General features: G+C 64.5%; 15 protein-coding genes. 4 read left to right on the top strand and 11 right to left on the bottom strand.

All coding sequences use genetic code 11. From position 1 onward, the window contains the following. Nucleotides 1–43: 43 nt before the first annotated feature. The 8 genes from bioB to scpA all read right to left on the bottom strand — a co-directional run bounded on the left by bioB (nt 44) and on the right by scpA (nt 9,736). Nucleotides 44–1,087: a biotin synthase BioB gene (gene bioB / locus IB236_RS15175; protein WP_192421359.1), complete on the bottom strand. Its 1,044-nt coding sequence runs from the start codon at nt 1,085–1,087 to the stop codon at nt 44–46. Between the two features lie 354 nt (nt 1,088–1,441). Further along, a complete protein-coding gene (locus tag IB236_RS15170; RefSeq protein ID WP_192421358.1) occupies nt 1,442–1,831 on the bottom strand; it encodes a phosphopantetheine adenylyltransferase in 390 nt (129 codons plus the stop codon). A 90-nt stretch (nt 1,832–1,921) separates the two neighbouring features. Further along, nucleotides 1,922–2,290: a hypothetical protein gene (locus IB236_RS15165; protein WP_192421357.1), complete on the bottom strand. Its 369-nt coding sequence runs from the start codon at nt 2,288–2,290 to the stop codon at nt 1,922–1,924. A 33-nt stretch (nt 2,291–2,323) separates the two neighbouring features. Continuing rightward, the gene (locus IB236_RS15160; protein ID WP_056744910.1) at nt 2,324–2,794 is read right to left on the bottom strand and encodes a VOC family protein; all 471 of its coding nucleotides are present in this window, start codon (nt 2,792–2,794) and stop codon (nt 2,324–2,326) included. Nucleotides 2,795–2,904: 110 nt separating this feature from the next. Beyond that, entirely contained in the window at nt 2,905–4,953 is a 2,049-nt protein-coding gene (locus IB236_RS15155) for an acetyl/propionyl/methylcrotonyl-CoA carboxylase subunit alpha (protein ID WP_192421356.1), read from the bottom strand. A gap of 21 nt (nt 4,954–4,974) precedes the next feature. Then, a complete protein-coding gene (locus IB236_RS15150; protein WP_056062687.1) occupies nt 4,975–6,507 on the bottom strand; it encodes an acyl-CoA carboxylase subunit beta in 1,533 nt (510 codons plus the stop codon). 35 nt (nt 6,508–6,542) lie between these two features. Beyond that, nucleotides 6,543–7,571: a methylmalonyl Co-A mutase-associated GTPase MeaB gene (gene meaB, locus IB236_RS15145; RefSeq protein ID WP_192421355.1), complete on the bottom strand. Its 1,029-nt coding sequence runs from the start codon at nt 7,569–7,571 to the stop codon at nt 6,543–6,545. Continuing rightward, a complete protein-coding gene (gene scpA, locus IB236_RS15140; RefSeq protein ID WP_099730217.1) occupies nt 7,568–9,736 on the bottom strand; it encodes a methylmalonyl-CoA mutase in 2,169 nt (722 codons plus the stop codon). Before scpA ends, meaB begins: the two co-directional genes overlap by 4 nt. Nucleotides 9,737–9,879: 143 nt before the next feature. On the opposite strand from scpA, the gene IB236_RS15135 reads away from it, so the two are divergent. Beyond that, nucleotides 9,880–10,515, top strand: coding sequence for a GntR family transcriptional regulator (locus tag IB236_RS15135; RefSeq protein ID WP_099730216.1), 636 nt, complete (start codon nt 9,880–9,882; stop codon nt 10,513–10,515). Between the two features lie 51 nt (nt 10,516–10,566). Here the strand turns inward: IB236_RS15135 and IB236_RS15130 are convergent, their stop codons facing one another. Continuing rightward, nucleotides 10,567–11,730, bottom strand: coding sequence for a diguanylate cyclase (locus IB236_RS15130; RefSeq protein ID WP_099730215.1), 1,164 nt, complete (start codon nt 11,728–11,730; stop codon nt 10,567–10,569). A gap of 411 nt (nt 11,731–12,141) precedes the next feature. Here IB236_RS15130 and IB236_RS15125 point away from each other — a divergent pair, with 411 nt between their 5' ends. Beyond that, nucleotides 12,142–13,989 (top strand): long-chain fatty acid--CoA ligase, encoded by a 1,848-nt coding sequence (locus IB236_RS15125; protein WP_099732102.1) that lies wholly within the window; start codon nt 12,142–12,144, stop codon nt 13,987–13,989. Between the two features lie 15 nt (nt 13,990–14,004). On the opposite strand, the gene IB236_RS15120 is transcribed toward IB236_RS15125, so the two are convergent. Then, nucleotides 14,005–15,126: a saccharopine dehydrogenase family protein gene (locus IB236_RS15120; protein WP_099730214.1), complete on the bottom strand. Its 1,122-nt coding sequence runs from the start codon at nt 15,124–15,126 to the stop codon at nt 14,005–14,007. Between the two features lie 168 nt (nt 15,127–15,294). On the opposite strand from IB236_RS15120, the gene IB236_RS15115 reads away from it, so the two are divergent. Further along, nucleotides 15,295–15,744 (top strand): Lrp/AsnC family transcriptional regulator, encoded by a 450-nt coding sequence (locus tag IB236_RS15115; RefSeq protein ID WP_099730213.1) that lies wholly within the window; start codon nt 15,295–15,297, stop codon nt 15,742–15,744. Between the two features lie 225 nt (nt 15,745–15,969). On the opposite strand, the gene IB236_RS15110 is transcribed toward IB236_RS15115, so the two are convergent. Continuing rightward, on the bottom strand, nt 15,970–16,557 hold the full coding sequence (locus tag IB236_RS15110) for a lysophospholipid acyltransferase family protein (RefSeq protein WP_099730212.1): 588 nt from the start codon (nt 16,555–16,557) through the stop codon (nt 15,970–15,972). Between the two features lie 322 nt (nt 16,558–16,879). Between IB236_RS15110 and IB236_RS15105 the strand changes: the two genes are divergently transcribed. Beyond that, on the top strand, nt 16,880–18,049 hold the full coding sequence (locus IB236_RS15105) for an alkane 1-monooxygenase (RefSeq protein WP_099730211.1): 1,170 nt from the start codon (nt 16,880–16,882) through the stop codon (nt 18,047–18,049). The last annotated feature ends 54 nt before the right edge of the window (nt 18,050–18,103 follow it).

The raw sequence follows: 18,103 nt of genomic DNA, 5'->3' as shown, positions 1-18,103 counted from the left end.
CCGCAGCGGGCTCCTGCAGAAGCACGCCGCCGCGCCGGGGGCATCAAGCGCTGTGGCTGTGCCCGTCCAGGGTGGTGGTCGTTGTGCGGTGGCCGTTCAGCCCCAGCTTGGCCAGCAGTTGCACATCGGCCTCCACGTCGGGGTTGCCCGTCACCAGCAGCTTGTCGCCATAAAAGATGGAATTGGCCCCGGCCATGAAGCACAGCGCCTGCACGGCGTCACCCAGTTGCTGGCGCCCCGCCGACAGGCGCACGCGCGCCTTGGGCATGGTGATGCGGGCCACGGCAATCACGCGCACAAAGTCGAACGGGTCGATGGGCTCGCTGTCGGCCAAAGGCGTTCCAGGCACGCGCACCAGGCTGTTGATGGGCACCGACTCAGGGTACGGCTGCAGGTTGGCCAGCTGCGCAATCAGGCCCGCACGGTGCACGGGCGCTTCGCCCATGCCCACGATGCCGCCGCAGCACACGCTGATGCCTGCGCTGCGCACATTCTGCAGCGTGTCCAGCCGGTCCTGGTAGGCGCGGGTGCTGACCACGTCGGTGTAGTACTCGGGGGCCGTGTCCAGGTTGTGGTTGTAGTAGTCCAGTCCGGCGTCTTTCAGCGCCTGCGCCTGGTGCGATTCGAGCATTCCCAGCGTGGCGCAGGTCTGCAGGCCCAGGCCCTTCACCGCGCCAATCAGGGCGCTGACTTTTTCAATGTCGCGGTCTTTGGGCGCACGCCAGGCGGCCCCCATGCAAAAGCGCGTGGCGCCCGCGTCCTTGGCGGCCTGGGCGGCGCGCACCACCTCATTCACCTCCATGAGCTTGTCGGCCTTTACCCCGGTGTCGAACTCAGCCGCCTGCGGGCAATAGCCGCAGTTTTCTGGGCAGCCGCCGGTCTTGACCGACAGCAGCGTGGCCAGCTCGATGTCGCCCGCAGGCCAATGCAGGCGGTGCACGGTTTGTGCCTCGAACAGCAAGTCCATCAGGGGCTTGTCGAGCAGCGCCTGAATGGCCTCCACCGACCATTCTCCCTGCACAACCGGCGCAGGGACGGGGCGATGGACCTGGATGGGCTGCGGGGCGGAGAGGGTTGCGTTGGCCATGGGTGGGGTCCTTTCAAGAGCCTGCTGCTGCAAGCACCAGGCATTGCGTCAGTGATCACACAAGGCGCCACTCCAGAGTCTTCCGGAGCACCGCTCTGCATTGCTATCACCATGATTTTGAAGGAGATTTCGGCACAACTGCTCTCAACATGGTCACAAAAGGTGCCACTATTTTCCGGTGCTCAACGGCCGGCATCTCGCTGTGCGAGAACCGCAAAAAAGCCGACTGTTGACCACTTTAGAGAGCACGTTGAAACCACCACCAAAACCGCCTACGCAACGCGCTGACAACCGGCGGCTTTGGCTTCTATCTTGCAGCCCGTGCCACCTCGGAGGCTCCGACGTTCATGAAAGTTAGCCGCTCGTTGCACCCCGGCCAGACCAGGTCAAGGCCCCAGCGCCCGCCATCAGGCACACCAGGGCCAGGCCATCAGCCACCACCACGCGCTGCAAATGCGCATTGAAGCCACCGGTGAGCCATGCAAGCAGCAGGAAAGAAAGGGTGCTGACCGCGCCAACAAGCAAGCCCAACCACTGGTAGCCGGGCTTGAACGCCGCCATCAGGCAGAGCCCACCCACGATGCCGAACAGCACGGCACGGTGCCGCAGCAGGATGAGCGTGTTCGGATCGGAAGGGGCCACGCCGTAGAGTCTGGCCAAGTACTCTGCGCCGAGCACGTCGATCAAGGGAATCAGGTGAATGGCACCCGCGAGCAGCAAGGCCAGAGAAGCGATTTTTTGCATGGGCAGGCGACACCAAAGACAAGGTGCCGCCGTTGTAGCCCCCGCCGGGTCCGGTGACCATGACGCCCCAGGTCATGGACGCCGCGCTGTTCAGCGTCCCAGCATCTGCTCCAGCGCCTCGCGGATGGCGCGGGGCTTGTTGTCTGCGTCGTCGATGGCAGAACAGCTCGAACTGTGCTCCACCTCAGCGCCGCGACTGCCGACGCGACCGAACAGGCGCTCGCAGTCACAACGCAGGGAGGCCAGCATCTTGCGGGACCGCTGGTGTTTCACTTCCGCCACCCAGCAGCGGTCCGCGCAGCCGCAGGACCGGTACTGCAGGGTTTCCCCCGGCCGGCCCCAGTCGAGCGGATAGGCGCCCGTGCCACCTGCAGCCCCACCGCCCTGCCCTGACAGTGCGAGGACCAGCAAGGCGCTCACCTTGGCGCCGGCCAGCAACGTACGCGGGAGCGAAACCATGGGGGCGACAGCGGGCTGCGGTGGTGTTGGGGTTCAGCCCAGCGCGGCGATCACATCCGCCGGTGCCTGCACCAGTTCGATCAACACGCCTTCGCCCGCAATTGGAAACTCGTCATTGCTCTTGGGGTGCAAAAACGTGATGTCGTAGCCCGCCGCCCCCTTGCGGATGCCGCCGGGCGCAAAACGCACGCCTTTGGCCGTGAGCCATTCCACCGCCTTGGGCAAGTCATCGATCCACAGGCCGATGTGGTTGAGCGGCGTGGTGTGCACGGCCGGCTTCTTGTCGATGTCCAGCGGCTGCATGATGTCCACCTCAACCTTGAAGGCGCCTTTGCCCATGGCCAGGATGTCTTCATCGACGTTTTCGCGCTCGCTCTGGAAAGTGCCGGTCTGTTCGAGGCCCAGCATGTCCACCCACAGCGTCTTCATCCGCTGCTTGTCGGTGCCGCCAATGGCCACCTGCTGGATGCCCAGGACCTTGAAGGGGCGTGGGGTTGTGCTCATGATTACTCCTGATTTGATGGCTACCAGCGCATATTCTTCTAGCGCTAGCGGCCAAAAAGACTAAAAAAGGGGCGCAAGGCCCCTCCGGATGGGTTGTAGGGCCCTTGGGATCACTGGAATTCCAGGATCACCTGGTCCACCGCCAGCGACTCACCCTTGCCCGCCGTGATCTTGCCCACCACACCATCTTGGGCGGCAAAGAGGATGTTCTCCATCTTCATGGCTTCGATCACCGCCAGCTTTTCACCGGCCTGCACCTTCTGGCCGGGCTGCACCGCCACATCGACCAGAAGGCCGGGCATGGGCGAGAGCAGGAACTTGGACAGATCTGGCGGCGCCTTGAAGGGCATGAGCTTGTGCAGCCGCGCGCCCAGCGGCGACAGCACCAGTGCATCGATCTGCGTGCCGTTGTGCGCAATGCGCAGCGCCAGCGGGTTCTTGCCCACGCCGCGTTCCACCTGGGCCGTGAAGCCCTGGCCGTTGCATGCGCCCTGCACGCGGATCTGGCCCAGCGTGGCGGTGCTACTGATCTGATAGCTATTACCGCCCACGCTGATTGCGCTGGAGCCCGATTTGTCTTCAAAGTCGGACACCGTCACCTCGTGGTGCTGGTTCTGCCCTTCGGCGCCCAGCGTGACCACCACAAACTGCTCGCCCACCTTCACCTCGTGGCCTGCCAGCTGGCCGCTGATGCCGGAGGCGCGTGCACGGTAGCGGCGGTTCATGAACGCGGCCAGCGCCACCAGGAACAGCGGGTCGCTGTGCGGCACGTCTTCGGCGTGGAAGCCCTTGCCGTAGTTCTCGGCGATGAAGCCGGTGTTGAAGTCGCCCGTCACGAACTTGGGGTGCGCCAGCAACGCGGCCTGGAACGGGATGTTGCTGCTGATACCGCGAATCACAAAGCCGTTCAGCGCCGCGCGCATCTTGGCAATCGCATCGTTGCGGTCCGTGCCGTGCACGATGAGCTTGGCGATCATCGAGTCGTAGTACATGGGGATCTCGCCGCCCTCGTACACGCCCGTGTCCACCCGCACGCCCAATTTTTTGGTCGTATCGGACTGGAACATCGACTCCTCCGGCGGCTGGAAGCGCACCAGGCGGCCGGTGGACGGCAGGAAATTGCGGAACGGGTCTTCGGCGTTGATGCGGCACTCAATGGCCCAGCCGTCGCGCTTCACATCGGCTTGGCTCAAAGGCAGCTTCTCGCCTGCGGCCACGCGGATCATCAGCTCCACAAGGTCCAGGCCGGTGATGCATTCCGTCACCGGGTGCTCCACCTGCAGGCGGGTGTTCATCTCCAGGAAGTAGAAGTCCTGGTCCTTGCCGACCACGAACTCCACCGTGCCCGCGCTCTGGTACTTCACGGCCTTGGCCAGTTGCACCGCTTGCTCGCCCATGGCCTTGCGGGTGGCGTCGCTGATGAAGGGCGATGGTGCCTCTTCGATCACCTTCTGATGGCGGCGCTGGATGGAGCACTCGCGCTCGTTCAGGTAGATCACGTTGCCGTGGCTGTCGCCCAGCACCTGGATCTCAATGTGGCGCGGCTCCTGCACGAACTTCTCAATGAAGATGCGGTCGTCGCCAAAGCTGTTGCGGGCCTCGTTCTGGCAGCTGGCAAAGCCTTCAAACGCTTCCTTGTCGTTGAACGCCACGCGCAGGCCCTTGCCGCCGCCGCCGGCCGAGGCCTTGATCATCACGGGGTAGCCAATGCCTTTGGCGATCTCCACCGCCTGCTCGGGACCCGAGATGGCGTCGTTGTAGCCAGGAATCGTGTTGACCTTGGCCTCGTTGGCGAGCTTCTTGGACGCGATCTTGTCGCCCATGGCCGCAATCGAATGCGCCTTGGGGCCGATGAAGGCAATGCCTTCGTCTTCGCAGCGTTTGGCGAAGGCTTCGTTCTCGGAGAGGAAGCCATAGCCGGGGTGCACGGCCTGCGCACCGGTCTGCTTGCAGGCCGCAATGATCTTGTCGGCCAGGAGGTAGGACTCGCGCGAGGGCGCGGCGCCAATGTGCACGGCCTCGTCGGCCAGCTTGACGTGGCGGGCTTCCTTGTCGGCGTCGGAGTAGACGGCGACGGTCTTGATGCCCATCTTGTGGGCAGTAGCGATGACGCGGCAGGCGATTTCGCCACGGTTGGCGATCAGGATTTTCGTAAACATGTTCTTATGCTCCTTGTCCGCTCACAGTGGGATGTTGCCGTGCTTGCGCCACGGGTTTTCGAGCTTTTTGTCGCGCAGCATCACCAATGAGCGGCAGATGCGCTTGCGTGTCTCGTGCGGCAGGATCACGTCGTCGATAAAGCCGCGAGCACCGGCCACAAACGGGTTGGCAAAACGCTGCTTGTATTCGGCCTCGCGCGCAGCCAGCTTCACGGGGTCGTTCTTGTCCTCGCGGAAGATGATCTCCACCGCGCCCTTGGCGCCCATCACCGCAATTTCAGCGTTGGGCCAGGCCAGGTTCACGTCGCCGCGCAGGTGCTTGGAGCTCATCACGTCGTACGCACCGCCGTAGGCCTTTCGGGTGATGACGGTGATCTTGGGCACGGTGCACTCGGCATACGCGTACAGCAGCTTGGCGCCGTGCTTGATGATGCCGCCGTACTCCTGGCTGGTGCCGGGCATGAAGCCGGGAACGTCCACAAACGTGACCACGGGGATGTTGAACGCATCGCAAAAGCGCACAAAACGCGCGGCCTTGATGCTCGACTTGATGTCCAGGCAGCCCGCCAGCACCAGCGGCTGGTTGGCCACGATGCCCACGGTCTGGCCTTCCATGCGGGCAAAGCCGATGAGGATGTTCTTGGCGTACTCGGGCTGCAGCTCGAAGAAGTCCCCATCGTCCACCGTCTTGAGGATCAGCTCCTTCATGTCGTAGGGCTTGTTGGGGTTCTCGGGCACCAGGGTGTCCAGGCTCAGGTCCATGCGGTCAGCCGGGTCGTTGCTGGGGCGCACCGGGGCTTTTTCGCGGTTGTTGAGCGGCAGGTAGTTGTACAGGCGGCGCAGCATCATCAGCGCCTCCACGTCGTTCTCAAACGCCATGTCGGCCACACCGCTCTTGGTGGTGTGCGTCACGGCGCCGCCCAGCTCTTCGGCCGTCACTTCTTCGTGCGTCACGGTCTTCACCACTTCGGGGCCGGTGACGAACATGTAGCTCGAATCCTTGACCATGAAGATGAAGTCCGTCATGGCGGGCGAGTACACGGCGCCACCGGCGCTGGGGCCCATGATCATGCTGATCTGCGGAATCACGCCGCTGGCCAGCACGTTCTTCTGGAACACGTCGGCATAGCCGCCGAGGGACGCCACACCTTCCTGGATGCGGGCACCGCCCGAGTCATTGAGGCCGATGACAGGCGCGCCGACCTTCATGGCCTGGTCCATCACCTTGCAGATCTTCTCGGCGTGCGTCTCGCTGAGTGCGCCGCCGAACACGGTGAAGTCCTGGCTGAAAACAAACACCAGGCGGCCGTTGATCATGCCGTAGCCCGTCACCACACCGTCGCCGGGGATCTTGTTGTCCTCCATGCCAAAGTCGGTGCAGCGGTGCTCGACGAACATGTCCCATTCCTCGAACGTGCCGTCGTCCAGCAGCAGCTCGATGCGCTCGCGCGCCGTGAGCTTGCCCTTGGCGTGCTGCGCATCAATGCGCTTTTGCCCGCCGCCCAGGCGTGCCAGCGCACGCTTTTTCTCCAGTTGATCCAGGATGTCTTGCATGGTCGTCCTTTGGTGAATGGGTTGGTGTCTACTATTTATTTGATAGCTGCTTGCGCTTGATGGGATTGCGCTAGCAGCAGATTTCGTGCTGCAGTGGATGCTGCAATGCGCCCCGCGGCCACATCGGCCTGCATCTGGGGCAGCAGCTCGCGCACCTGCGGGTGCTGGCGAAACGCGAGCTTGAGGCCCGCGTCGATGCGCTCCCACATCCAGGACAGCGCCTGCTTCTCGCGCCGCGTGGCCAGGCGGCCGTTGGCGGATTGCAGCTGGCGGAACTGCGTGACGGCGGCCCAGAAGCTGTCTACGCCCTGGCCCAGCAGCGCGCTGATTTGCACTACTTTCGGGTGCCACAGCGTTTCGTCGTGGTGAGCGTTCTCGGGGTTGCCGTGTTGGCTGAGCAGGCGCAGGCTGGAGGTGATCTGCGCCTCGGCGCGCGTGGCGGCGTTCTTGTCGATGTCGGCCTTGTTGATGACCACCAGGTCGGCAATCTCCATCACGCCCTTCTTGATGGCCTGCAGGTCGTCGCCCGCGTTGGGCAGCTGCATCAGCACAAACATGTCTGTCATGCCCGCCACCGCGATCTCGTTCTGGCCCACGCCCACGGTTTCGACGATCACCACGTCGTAGCCTGCGGCCTCGCAGACCAGCATGGCCTCGCGGGTCTTCTCTGCGACTCCGCCCAGCGTGCCGCTCGACGGGCTGGGGCGGATGTAGGCCTTTTCGTGCACCGACAGGTGTTCCATGCGCGTCTTGTCGCCCAGGATGGAGCCGCCCGAGACGGTGCTGGAGGGGTCGATGGTGAGCACGGCCACGCGGTGACCCTGACCGATCAGGTAAAGGCCCAGGGCTTCGATGAAGGTGGACTTGCCCACGCCGGGCACGCCGCTGATGCCCAGGCGGAAGGCCTTGCCGGTGTGCGGGAGCAGCTGGGTCAGCAGCTCGTCGGCCTGGGCGCGGTGGTCCACCCGCGTTGATTCGAGCAGCGTGATGGCTTTGGACATGGCGCGGCGTTGCACCGCCGCCGTGCCCTGCACCACCCCGTCAAGAAGCGCCGCAGGTGTCACGCCACCGCCTTGCGAATCTGCTCCAGCACATCCTTGGCGCTGGCTGGAATCGGCGTGCCGGGGCCGTACACGCCCTTGACGCCCGACTCGTACAAGAAGTCGTAGTCCTGCGCCGGGATCACCCCGCCCACGAACACGATGATGTCGTCCGCACCCTGGTCCTTGAGCGACTGAATGATGGCGGGCACCAGCGTCTTGTGGCCTGCAGCCAGCGTGCTCACGCCCACGGCGTGCACGTCGTTTTCGATGGCCTGGCGAGCGCATTCCTCGGGGGTCTGGAATAGCGGGCCCATGTCCACGTCAAAGCCCAGGTCAGCAAACGCGGTGGCCACCACCTTGGCGCCCCGGTCGTGGCCGTCCTGACCCAGTTTGGCGATCATCACGCGGGGGCGGCGGCCTTGTTCTTCGGCAAAGGCGTTGATTTCGGTCTTGAGTTTGTCCCAGCCTTCGGCCGAGTCATAGGCAGCTGCGTACACACCGGTCACCTTTTGTGTATCGGCGCGGTGGCGCCCAAAAACGTTCTCCAGCGCATCGCTGATCTCGCCCACGGTGGCACGCAGACGCACAGCCTGGATGGACAAATCGAGCAGGTTGCCCTCGCCACTCTCTGCAGCGGCGGTCAACGCATCCAGCGCTGCCTGCACCTTGGCGGCATCGCGCGTTGCACGGATTTTTTGCAGGCGAGCGATCTGGCCGTCGCGCACCTTCATGTTGTCGATCTGCAGGATGTCGACCGGGTCTTCCTTCGCCAGCTTGTACTTGTTGACGCCCACGATCACGTCCTTGCCACTGTCGATGCGCGCCTGCTTCTCGGCGGCAGCAGCTTCGATCTTGAGCTTGGCCCAGCCGCTGTCCACGGCCTGGGTCATGCCACCCATCGCCTCGACCTCTTCGATGATCTTCCAGGCCGCGTCGGCCATGTCCTGGGTCAGCTTTTCCATCATGTAGCTGCCAGCCCAGGGGTCGATCACGTTGGTGATGTGGGTCTCTTCCTGGATGATGAGCTGCGTGTTGCGCGCAATGCGGGCGCTGAACTCGGTGGGCAGCGCAATGGCTTCGTCAAAGCTGTTGGTGTGCAGGCTCTGCGTGCCGCCAAACACGGCCGCCATGGCCTCGATGGTGGTGCGCACCACGTTGTTGTAGGGGTCCTGCTCGGTGAGGCTCCAGCCCGAGGTCTGGCAGTGCGTGCGCAGCATGAGGCTCTTGGGGTTCTTGGCGCCCGTGGCCTTCATGATGCGGCACCACAGCAGGCGCGCGGCGCGCATCTTGGCGACTTCGAGATAGAAGTTCATGCCAATCGCCCAGAAGAACGACAGGCGCCCGGCGAACTCGTCCACGTCCATGCCCTTGGCGATGGCAGTCTTCACATACTCCTTGCCATCGGCCAGTGTGAAGGCCAGCTCCAGTGCCTGGTTGGCCCCGGCTTCCTGCATGTGGTAGCCGCTGATCGAGATCGAGTTGAACTTCGGCATGTTCTTGGCCGTGTACTCGATGATGTCGCCAATGATCTTCATCGACGGCTTGGGCGGGTAGATGTAGGTGTTGCGCACCATGAACTCTTTCAGAATGTCGTTCTGAATGGTTCCGGAGAGCTTGTCTTGCGAGACGCCCTGCTCTTCTGCCGCCACCACATAGCCCGCCAGCACGGGCAACACCGCGCCGTTCATGGTCATCGATACGCTGACCTTGTCCAGCGGGATCTGGTCGAACAGGATCTTCATGTCCTCGACCGAGTCGATTGCCACCCCGGCCTTGCCCACATCGCCCGTCACGCGGGGGTGGTCGCTGTCGTAACCCCGGTGGGTGGCCAGGTCGAACGCCACACTCACGCCCTGCCCGCCTGCAGCCAGGGCCTTCCGGTAGAACGCATTGGATTCTTCAGCGGTCGAAAAACCAGCGTACTGGCGGATCGTCCAGGGCCGCACGGCATACATGGTGGCCTGGGGGCCGCGCAGGTAGGGTTCAAAACCCGGCAGCGTGTTGGCGTACGGCAGGCTGGCCGTGTCTTCGGCGGTGTACAGCGGCTTGACGGTGATGCCATCGGGCGTGACCCAGTTGAGGGCGCTGACATCGCCCCCCGGCGCCGACTTGGCTGCGGCCTTGGCCCAGGCTTCCAGCGAAGACGCGGCGAACTCTGGGGCGTTGTTGGTGGGGTTGTCACTCATGGCAAAAGCTACTCCGAAGATGGCGTTGGGGCGTCCAACACAGCGCACAGGCGGTGACCGCACAGGTGCACTGGTGTGGTGGCGAGTTTACATCATTCATAATTATTGATTCAAAATATTCCGCCCAGCTTACAATCCACTCCATGTCTGCCCTCACCCTCACTCCCCGTGCGCTCTACGAAGAAGTGGCCGAGCAATTGCGCCAGCGCATCTTCCGGCGCGAACTGGAGCCGGGCAGCTGGATTGACGAACTCAAGATTGCCGAGGAATTCGGCATCAGCCGCACCCCCCTGCGCGAGGCGCTGAAGGTGCTGGCCGCTGAAGGCTTGGTCACGATGAAAGTGCGCCGTGGCGCCTATGTGACGGAGATGAGCGAAAAAGACCTGCGCGACGTGTACCACCTGCTCAGCCTGCTCGAGAGCGACGCCGCCGGTGTGGTGGCCGAACACGCCACCGAGGCGCAGTTGAAAACGCTGCAGGACCTGCACGCCGAGCTGGAAGCCGCCGTGGCTGATCGCGAAAAATTCTTCGCCGTCAACGAACGCTTTCACATGTGCTTGCTGGAGATGGCCGACAACCGCTGGCGCAGCCAGATGGTGGCCGATCTGCGCAAGGTTATGAAGCTCAACCGGCACAACTCGTTGTTCAAGCAGGGGCGCATCGAGGATTCGCTGGGCGAACACCGCGCCATCCTGGCTGCGATGGTGGGGCGCGATGCCAAGGGCACGGTGAAGGCCATGCAGGCGCATTTTGCGCAGGGGCTGGAAGCGGCGACCTGATTGGAAGCCGCCAGCACAAGCCCGCTTGTCGCGGGCTTAAGCTGTGTCGGCTCAGTTCTTGGCCTGCTCCACGCGGTTGCGCCCACCGGCCTTGGCGGCATAGAGCGCCTCGTCGGCCCGGCGCAGCAGGTCGTGAAAACTCCGGTCCCCTGCGTTTGCCGCGGCCACCCCCATGGAAATGGTCATGGGGATGAACACCCCGCCCGCATTCAGAGGCTCCCCGGCCACCAGTGCACGCAGGCGCTCACCGGCCATCAGGGCGGCTGTAGTGTCCAGCCCCTCCCATAGCACCACAAACTCCTCGCCACCATGGCGTGCCGCCAGATCGCTGCCTCGGCATGCTGTGCGCAGGTGCACGGCCACATGCCGCAGCGCCACATCCCCCACTTCATGTCCATGGCAGTCGTTGATGGCCTTGAAGTGATCGATATCGATCACAGCCAGGGCCAGACCGCTTGCCTGCTGCGGCCTCTCGGCAAATCGCCGCTCCCCCACCGTGACCAGCGTGCGGCGGTTGGGAAGGCCCGTGAGGTAGTCGGTGGAGGCTGCCAGCTCCCACTGGCGGCCAATGCGTTCGGAGCACATGAGCAAAAAGGCCGTCGTCCCCACCACCGGCAGCAATGCGGTGATCATGGGGCTGGCCATGTTGATCCAGGCCCCATCGCCCGTGATGTCAAAGGACGGACTGATGCCACGCCCCAAAAAATAAGCCGCCCGAAACACTGTGAACCCCACCACAAAGGCAAACAGGCTTGCCATCACACGGCGGCTGTGCGCACCATCGGGTGATTTCTGCGACACCAGCAACACAAAGCTTGCCAGCAGCAAGAACACGCAGCAGGTCGAAAGAATGAACACACGCATGCGCGTGTCCGGCCGGAGCACCGCGAACCAGAGTATTCCCAGGATGCCCACCGCAGCCGGGGCCAACATCCAGCGCAGATCCGGCAAGCCATAAAACTGCCTTAGCGCACGCCAGTAACCCGTGCACCCCAGCAGCACCAGCCCGTTGGCCAGCGGCGACGCCAGCCCCAGAGGCATCTGGTCGCGCGACGCGTACATCACGGCACTGCCGGCCAGCAGCAGCGTAGCGATGCGCCAGGTTTCGGTGCAGTTGCGCAAGGCCACAGGGAAGCTCTTGCGCATCAGGCCCAGCACCCACCCGTTGGCCAGCATCATCAGCGTGGCAACAATGAAGATGGTGACGGGATCCATGGCGGCGGGGGCGAAATGGCGGTTTGCGGCGGGGTGGTGAACGACGAGGTGGCCTCCCCTTTTCATATCGGCGGAAGGTGGGACATTGTGGCCGACCCGGCTTGCAATCAGCCCGCGCATCGTGCGAATGCTCTTCGGCAGCCCGGCTCCGGGGTGCGCCCTAACCCCTTGGCGTCACCCAACGCACTGCGGAGAAAGCACAGCGACCCGCCCCGCAGCGCGCCAATGTACGGGCTCTGGCAGAGGGCTGCGCCAAAGCACAGGCGCGGAGCATTCCGAAAATCGGAACGCACCATTTGCAACATAAGAGGTCTCGGCGCGTGGGTTTCCAGCAGGTTCGATCGGTATGATTCTGCGGGTTTTCACTGAGGCTTTGCGCCTTTGGCGCGCACAGCCTTCACCGCAGGTTCCATGTCTCCCATCCCCTCCGATATCGCCAGCGTGCAAACGCTGCCCCAGCTCCTCGCCTACCGCGCTGCCCGCACCCCAAATGCCGAGGCGTACCGCGCCTTCGACCCCACCACCCAATCCTGGATGAGCCTGACCTGGGAGCAAGCCGCAGGGCGCATCGCAACCTGGACGCAAGCCCTGGTTGCGCTGCAACTGCCCCCTGCCGCCCGCGTGGCCATCCTGCTGCCCAATGGCCTGCACGCCATGTGCGCCGACCAGGCCACGCTGGCCACGGGCTGCGCGCCCGTGCCCCTGCACGCCATCGACAACCCCGGCAGCATTGCCTACATTCTGGCCGACTGCGAAGCCTCGATGCTCATCGTGGGCCAGGCCGAGCAGTGGGAAAAGATCCGCGCCGTGGGCACGCCGTTCCCGGCCCTGCGGGCGGTGGTGATCACCGACGACGACACTTCAACCTTCGCGCCCACCGCCGCTTCGGTCGATGGCCCCGCCGTGGGCTCGCTAACGCAGTGGCTGGCGGGGGCCGGTGCAGCCCCAGCGCCCACACCACCCGGTGCAGACGACCTGGCGGCCATCGTCTACACCTCCGGCACCACCGGCAAACCCAAGGGCGTGATGCTGACCCACCGCAACGTGGTCAGCGATGTGAAGGCGGTGCTCGACCGCATTGCACCCACAGTGGACGACGTGTTCCTGTCATTCCTTCCGCTGTCGCACACCTTCGAGCGCACAGGCGGCTACTACCTGCCGATTGCGGCGGGCAGCTGCGTGGCCTATGCACGCTCGGTGGCGCAACTGGCCGAGGACCTGAAGACCGTGCGACCCACCGTGCTGGTGTCGGTGCCGCGCATCTACGAACGCATCCACGCCAAGCTGCTCGAAAAACTCTCGCCCACGCCCTGGAAGATGCAGCTGTACGAAGCCGCGCAGAACAAGGGCTGGGCCCGCTTCTGTGCCGTGCAAAGCCTGCCCGCCCCGGCAGCCAGCGAAGGCCAGGCCGCAGGCTGGATGGCCGCCCTGCCCTGGCCCCTGCTGCAGGCGCTGGTCGCCAAGCCGCTGCTGGCCCAGTTTGGTGGCCGCGTGCGCGTGGCGGTGAGCGGCGGCGCACCGCTGTCGCCCACCATTGCCAAATGCTTCTTGGGCCTGGGCCTGCCGCTGGTGCAGGGCTACGGCATGACCGAGACCGCACCGGTGGTGTCGGTCAACGCACTGGACGACAACGACCCCGCCTGTGTGGGCAAGGCCCTGCCCGGTGTGGAAGTGCGTATCGGCGACAACCACGAGCTGCAGGTGCGCGGCCCCATCGTGATGAAGGGCTACTGGAAGCGCCCCGAAGACACCGCACGCATCCTGAGCACCGACGGCTGGCTGGGCACCGGCGACCAGGCCGACATCGTGAACGGCCGCATCTACATCAAGGGCCGCATCAAGGAAATCATCGTCACATCCACCGGCGAAAAGATCCCGCCGGGCGACCTGGAGCTGGCCCTGCTGGCCGACCCGCTGCTGGAGCAGGCCTTTGTGGTGGGCGAAAACCGCCCCTTCATCGCCTGTGTGGCCGTGCTGAACCCGGGCGAGTGGCAGCGGCTGGCCGCTGACCTGGGTCTGAACCCCCAGGCCGCTGACAGCCTGAACCACCCCAGCGTGCACCGTGCTGTGCTGGCGCGCATCGAAAAGAACACCGCCAGCTTTGCCCGCTATGCCGTGCCGCGCACGGTGCACCTGACGCTCACGCCTTGGACGATTGAAAACACCTTCATGACGCCCACGCTCAAGCTCAAGCGCAACAACCTTATGGCGCACTTTGCCGAAGCCATTGAGGGCATGTACCAGAAGCCGGGGCGCTGAGCCCCGGCTTGCTCCTTACAACACCAGCTCGCCCTCCCGGGCGTAGGCGGAACCAAAGCGGTTGGCCAGAAAGTCCGCAAGCGCCACGGACTCCTGCCCGACAAAGCCCTGCGGCGGCAACTTGCCTTGCGCCACCAGGTCCAGCGCCGTGCAGATGCCTGCGGCCGTGGTGAGCTGGATGGCGCTCAGCGTGTGCCCAGCCACTTGCGTGCCCACGATACGGGCCGAGTACGAGTCCTGCACCAGCCGCCTGCCCTTGAGGCCTGATGCGGTGGCAAACACCACGATCACATCCTGGTCCGTGGTGGGGATGGCGGTTTCCAGAATGTCCTTGAGCAGATCGCGCCGGTCCCGCAGACGCAGGTCATTGAGCAACAGCTTGAGGATGGCGTTGTGGCCCGGGTAGCGGATGGACTGGTAGTCCACCTGCCGCGCCTTGCCCGCCAAGGTTTCTGTCAGCGTGCCCAGCCCGCCCGAGGTGTTGAAGGCCTCGTACTCCACGCCGTCCAGCGCAAAGGTTTCCAGCCCCTCCAGCGCGGGCACCGTGGTGCGCACGCCGTCCACAATGGCTTCGCAGGGGTTGCAGTACTCGTTGATGAGCCCCTCGGTACTCCAGGTCAGGTTGTAGCGCAGGGCACCCTGTGGGTAGCGGGGCAGCGCCCCCACGCGCATGCGCAGCGTGTGCAGCGCGTCAAAACGCCGGGCCAGGTCATTGCCCACGATGCCGATGAAGCCCGGGGCGAGGCCACATTGCGGCATGAGCACGCGGCGGGCCTTGGCGGCCAGGGCGCGGATGGCCTGGGTGCTGGCCACGTCCTCGGTCAGGTCAAAGTAATGCACACCTGCGCGTGCACACGACGTGGCCACGGGCACGGCGCGATGGAACGGCAATGCGTTCAGCACGGCAAAACGGCCGTCAATGGCGGCCTGCAGGCTCGCGTCGTCTGTGGCCAATCGGGTGGAAATACCCAGAGTTGCCACCTCGGCCAGCCGCACCGGGTCGCGGTCCACCACCAGGATGTCGTAGTCGCCCGACCGCTGCAGCAAGAGCGCCATGGCAAAGCCGATGTGGCCCGCCCCCAGGATGGTGATGGGGCGGCGTGAGGTGGAGTGCGAGGAAATGTCGAAGGTGGTCATGGCAGTGCTCCCGGTAGTGCTCTCCGCACATGGCGGAGAGGTGTTGTGGATGCCTTGATGCTAGGCAACAGCGCTGTCAATGTGTAGTGCTCAAAACGTCGAAAGCTGCTCTTTGATTTGCCATAACGGCGAATATGATGGGCGTTATGACTTATTGAGGAAATGCGCATGACCCAGGCCCTGGATGACACCGACCGGCAACTGCTCAGCCTGCTGCAGGCCAATGCGCGCGAAGGCACGGCCACGCTGGCGCGCAAGCTTGGCCTGGCCCGCACCACCGTGGTGGCGCGGATCGCGCGGCTGGAACGTTCGGGTGTGGTGGCTGGCTACGGGGTGCGGCTGGGTACACGGCTTGACGCCACCACCGTGCGGGCCTGGTGCAGCATCAGCCTGCTGCCCAAGGCAGCACCCGCCGTGCTGCGCGCGCTGGAGGCCATGCCCGAGGTTGAAGAGGTGTCGGCCGTGAGCGGACCGTTTGACTACCTGGTGTTCTTACGCTGCGCCAGCCACGAGCAGCTCGACACCCTGCTAGACAAGGTCGGCCAGCTGGAGGGCGTGCACCAGACGCAGACCAGCATCGTGCTCAGCCGCAAGATCGACCGACGACAGGTAGGGTGACATCCCCCTGAGCGGCTTACGCCGCTTCCCCCTTTTCTCGGCTCGCTGCGCGATTCGGGACGGGGGACGCTGCCAGCGCGGCGGGGGGGCCCTTGCTCGGCAGCCCTGGCGTACGCTGCGCCAAAAGCCACCAGCGCGCTCAAAATCAAACGCTGAATGCTATGGATACTGAAGCTACCAGCGCTTATTTATCAAGCGATAGTGGCTATTTTTACAACCAGTGAATCAGGCCTCGAACTGCGTCGGATTCTTGCCCCGGATCGGCGCATAAAACGCCTTGATGCGCGCCATGTCACGATCCACATCGCCCGTGGGCTCAAACACCGGGCCCAGGCCGCCGACCTTGCGGCCATAGTCCACAAACGCGAGCACGATGGGCACGCCCGCCTGCTGGGCGATGAAGTAAAAGCCCGTCTTCCAGTGCCGCGTCTTGCCCCGCGTGCCCTCGGGCGGCACGATGAGCTGCATGGGTCCGTCGGCATCGCGCATGGCCTGGGCCGAGTTGGCGACCAGGTTGTTGGCCTGGCTGCGGTCCACCGGGATGCCCCCGAGCCAGCGCATCACCCCGCCAAACGGCGCCTTGAACAGGCTGTGCTTGCCCATCCAGTACACGCGCAGGCGCAGCGAGAACGCCAGCATCAGCGTGTACGGCAAGTCCCAGTTGCTGGTGTGGGGTGCGGCGATCAGCACGCTTTTGGCGGCATGGGCTGGCAAGGCGCCCTCGACCTTCCAGCCGGTGATGCGCAGGGTGAAGCGGGAAAAAGCGCGCAGGAGCGTGTTGACAACCGGCGTGTCAAAAATGGTGTGGTGCATGGGAAAACGGGTGACAGAACGGAGCCCGGGGCGCTGACACAGGCAGTGGGTGCTTGGCTCCACAGGCATCGAGAGCGCCGCGAGTATCGCTGATGGTGCCAATGTCCCGCCTTGACGCAAGGCAAAGTGGAGCCGCCGCCGCTTGCATGCGCCCCTGCAGATTACTCCCAATTTCATAGCAATCAGGACAATCAACACTAGCGCTACCAGCCATTTTTGCTCCAAGTGCCGGAGTAAAGGCGCCACGCCAAATAAAACTGGCGTTGGATCTCCACCGGTCCAGAATGCACCACCAGCAGGTCCGCGTTGTCGCTGCCGCCCCATGCTGCCAACCCTATTGCCCACCACCCCGCCCTACCGCGACCGCAAGCGGTACGCATGGCTGCTGTCCCTGGTGGTGCCCTGCACCGTGGGCGTAGGCCCGGCACTGATGGCATGGACCGGCGAACCGCTGGTGCTGTGGGCGCCGGTGGCGTTTTTCTACCTCGTCGCCCCGTTGCTCGACGGGATGCTGGGCGTGGACCAGAGCAACCCGCCCGAATCCGCCGTGCCTGCACTGGAAAACGACCGCTACTACCGCCGCATCACCTTCCTGCTGGTGCCGGTGCTATGGGCGGCCTTCATCTTCAGCGCCTGGTGGGTGGCCACGCAGCCCCTGCCCTGGCATGGCGTGCTGGCGATGGTGCTGACCACGGGCACGGTGGGCGGGTTCTGCATCAATCTGGGGCACGAGCTGGGCCACAAGAACACGCCGCTGGAGCGCTGGCTGGCCAAGCTGGTGCTGGCGCCCACGGCGTATGGGCACTTCTTCATCGAACACAACCGGGGCCACCACCGCGATGTGGCCACCCCGGCCGACCCAGCCTCGTCGCGCATGGGCGAGTCCATCTACCGCTTTGTGCTGCGCGAGATGCCCGGCGCCGCACGCCGCGCCTGGGCGCTGGAAAAAGACCGCCTGGCCCGCCAGCACCTGCCGCTGCTGTCGTGGCACAACGAGATCCTGCAGCCAGCGCTCATCACGGTGCTGCTGTGGACAGGGCTGGCGCTGTGGCTGGGCGTGGTCATCCTGCCGTTTTTGCTGCTGGCATCGTTCTGGGCCAACTTTCAGCTCACCTCGGCCAACTATGTCGAGCACTACGGGCTGCTGCGGCAAAAGGACGCCAGCGGCCGCTACGAACCCTGCCGCCCCCAGCATTCGTGGAACAGCAACCACGTGTTCTCCAACTGGGCCCTGTTCCATCTGCAGCGGCACTCCGACCACCACGCGCACCCGCTGCGCCGCTACCAGTCTCTGCGGCACTTTGACGATGTGCCGCAGCTGCCCCTCGGCTACTTCGGCATGTTCACGCTGGCCTATGTGCCGCCCCTGTGGCGCCGCGTGATGGACCCGCGCCTGCTGGCCCAGGTGGGGCGCAACGCCGCCCACATCAACATCGACCCGCGCCAGCGGGCCGCGATCGTGCGGAAATACGGGTTGCAGGACCTGGGATAGAACGAGTGAGAATGCGCTGGCGACTGGGCACAGGCACCCTGCGGGCCGACAACC

It is taken from the genome of Acidovorax sp. ACV02 (genome assembly GCF_014851475.1).
Taxonomy (GTDB): domain Bacteria; phylum Pseudomonadota; class Gammaproteobacteria; order Burkholderiales; family Burkholderiaceae_C; genus Acidovorax; species Acidovorax delafieldii.
The sequence above is the reverse complement of the archived record's forward strand: the minus strand, read 5'-3'. Positions and strand labels throughout refer to the sequence as shown.